Origin of the sequence: Streptomyces sp. NPDC052107, from assembly GCF_040680215.1 — a bacterium.
Taxonomy (GTDB): Bacteria; Actinomycetota; Actinomycetes; order Streptomycetales; family Streptomycetaceae; genus Streptomyces.
In genome coordinates this window covers 1-2,903 of record NZ_JBFAWG010000228.1, presented here as the reverse complement: position 1 = coordinate 2,903, position 2,903 = coordinate 1, and the positions used below count along the sequence as shown (strand labels likewise).

Genomic DNA, 2,903 nt, shown 5'->3' with positions numbered 1-2,903 from the left:
CTGGTTCACGTTCATCACCAGCGCGCCCAGGCTCGCCGAACCGGACCGGACGGCGATGACGGCGGTCCCGGCCACGGCCAGACTCATGTGCCCGCTCATGATCAGCACGAACATGGCCGCGTACGTCGCCGCCATGGCGAGGCCGGACAGCGCGGCGGCCACCCACTCGGTGACGGCCTTGCCGGCGGCCAGCCGCTCCTGCTCGGCCTCGGCGCTCTCGGCCATGCGCTCGTAACGGCTGAGCAGGAACGGCCCGACGGCGTGGATGCGCACCTCCTGCGCGGCGGAGCGCTCCGTGAGCAGGTTGCCGATGAGGCGGCTCGCCCGCACGTGCTCGACCCAGCTCATCACCGACACATACCGTTCCTGCGCCACCCGCATCGCACCCCAGCCGCGCGGCGCCGCGATCAGGAGCAGCATCGGCAGCAGCACAGGGTGAAGGATGGTGAGCACGCCGGCCGTGGAGATCAGGGAGATAGTCCCGTTCAGCGCGGCGACGCAGGCACTGATCATGCGGCGGGCGGATCCGGCGCCGTACTGGGCGACGTCGATCAACCGCCGGAACTCCGGGTCCTCGATGGCCTCCAGTTCGACCGACGCGGCGGCGGCCAGGTACTGGGTCGTGGCGATCCGCTCGACCAGCGGCTCCAGCCGGCCCGCCCGCGAGGTGGACCATCCGGCCAGGCCCGAGTTGACCACGGCTGCTCCGGCGGCGGCGAGCAGTCCGGGCAGAACTGCGTGCAGCCGCTGGCCGGGGGTGCCGGAGCCGAGTAGCGCATGCATGACGGCGTTGACCGCGAGCAGCCCGACGGCTGCGGCGAGACCCTGTCCGATCTCGCTGATCGCGACCGTGAGCAGCGCGCGGCGGTCTGCCTGCCACGCCATCCGCAAGGTCGCCCCGACCAGCCTCGGCATGGAGCGCAGCGCCGACAGCATCGTCAAGTCCAGCCGGGCACGTTCGTGTTCCGACCAGCCCAAGTCGTAGCGCAAAGGACCGCCGAAGAGCTCCTCCTCGGCGTCGGAGACCTCCGGCTCCGCCATCCGCACCCGTCCGAAGAACCTCTTCACCGGGCGCCTCCCGGCCCGGAGCACAGGGTCGGGGCCGCCGAAGTCAGCGCTGTGCGTGAGATGACAGAGTTCTTCTCTCGAAGAGACCAGCGACACGGCGGCATGGACGGCCGCACGGCCCTCTACCAGTACCTCGTCGACGACGTTGCCAGGTACGTCGGAGGGGTATTCACCAGCGACGACACTCGTCGCGCCCTCCTCGCCGCTGCCTCCGAGGCGGTGTACGTCGCCGGCTGGATGAGCTTCGACGCCTCTCACCATGAGGCCGCGCGGCGCTACTTCACGCTGGCGCTGAAGCTCGCGGCGGAAGCCGACGACGCTCCCCTCGCCGGCCACATCCTGCGGGCGATGGCGCACCAGGCAACGGACCTCGGCCACCCAGGTGCTGCCGTCGACCTCGCCACGGCTTCCGTGGAGCGTAAGCGGTACACCCTCGCGACGCCTCGCGAGCGGGCACTGCTCGGAGTGGTGCAGGCACGCAGTCTTGCTGCAAACGGACAGAAGCGGGCCGCGATCGCAGCGCTTCTCCGCGCCGAGGACGACCTCGCTGCGGCTGACGTCGGCGACGAGGATCCGAGTCGGGTGTGGTTCTTCCAGCGGGCTTCCCTGGCCCACGAGACCGCCCGCACCCTGTGGACGCTCGGCGATCTCGACGGAGCGCTCCAAGAATTCAACAACAGCGCGCTGACCAGGAAGGCCGACACCTTCAGCCGGACCCACGCGGTGACGTTGGGCTACATGGGCACTGTGCAGGCCCGCAAGGGGAACGTGGAGGCCGCGTGCCACACGTGGGCACAGGCCCTGGACGCGATGGAGGGCGTCCAGTCGGGCAGAGCACGCGAGGCAGCCGTGAACATGCGCCGGGTGCTGTCCCCTTTCCGCAATCGGGGAATCAGCGTGGCGGCGGAGATCGACGAGCGCGCCAAGGCCGTACTCGAACGAGTAGCCTGACGGCGCCATGGTGGTGAAGGCGGGCATGCTGTGGCTGACCGCCTTGCCGTGCCGCGAGCGGAGAAGGGGGAACCCGTGTCCACAAAGTCCATCGAGGTGCCGGTGATCGCCGAGGTGGTCGGGGGCCACAAGGGGCGCCTCGACGACTTCAAGGGCGGTGTGGAGTCGATCATTCGGCTGCGCCCGGAGTACCCGGAGGAGACCCTGCAGGGGATCGAGGAGTTCTCTCACCTCCAGGTCACCTGGTTCTTCAACTTCGGCTCTCCTGAAGACGTTGCCCTCCACGCGCGCAGCCCGCGGGACAACCCGGACTGGCCGGCGACGGGAACCTTCGTGCACCACAACCACCGGCGCCCGGCCCGCCTCGCGACCTCGTTCCCGCGGTTGCTCCGCGTCGACGGCCGGGACCTGCACGTGACGGACCTCGACGCTGACGACGGCACGCTGGTGGTGGACCTGGTGGCGGTCTTCAAGGAGTTCCTGCCGCGCGGCCCCGTCACCCAGCCCGCGTGGCCCAGCGAGATGCTGAAGGACTACTGGAGGGACGCCGCCGAACGCTGACTCGGGGCATCCTCCGCAACCGAGGCTGGCGGCCCGACGGGACGTAGCCGCCCGAGCGGGCGCCAACCACGGTCGCGCACGGCTGTACCGGCAGGCACTCATCACTCGGTGCCTCCGGCGTCGAGGGATGGGGCGCCTTCGCCTGGCGGAGCCGTCTGCTCACCACGGATCAGCAGCAGATGGGCGCCGGTTTCGGTCAGCTGACTGCGCCGTTCAGCCGCTATGGCCTTAGTACTGCAACCGCATCTGGGTGACGATCAACGTCGTGTGTCGTTGATGTGACTGTGTGCTGATGCGCTGACGGTCGAACAGGTTGAGTCGTG

The 2,903-nt window shown here is 69.6% G+C and carries 2 protein-coding genes and 1 pseudogene; 2 read left to right on the top strand and 1 reads right to left on the bottom strand.

Annotated features, from left to right (window positions below; translation table 11 throughout):
* Positions 1-1,041, bottom strand: a pseudogene (locus AB0M27_RS47220) (ABC transporter ATP-binding protein); the annotation flags it as partial.
* Between the two features lie 87 nt (positions 1,042-1,128).
* On the opposite strand from AB0M27_RS47220, the gene AB0M27_RS47215 reads away from it, so the two are divergent.
* Complete coding sequence (locus tag AB0M27_RS47215; RefSeq protein ID WP_365732378.1) at positions 1,129-2,019, top strand: Tat pathway signal protein; 891 nt, start codon at positions 1,129-1,131, stop codon at positions 2,017-2,019.
* Between the two features lie 75 nt (positions 2,020-2,094).
* Entirely contained in the window at positions 2,095-2,580 is a 486-nt protein-coding gene (locus tag AB0M27_RS47210; RefSeq protein WP_365732377.1) for a TrmO family methyltransferase, read from the top strand.
* Positions 2,581-2,903 lie beyond the last annotated feature (323 nt).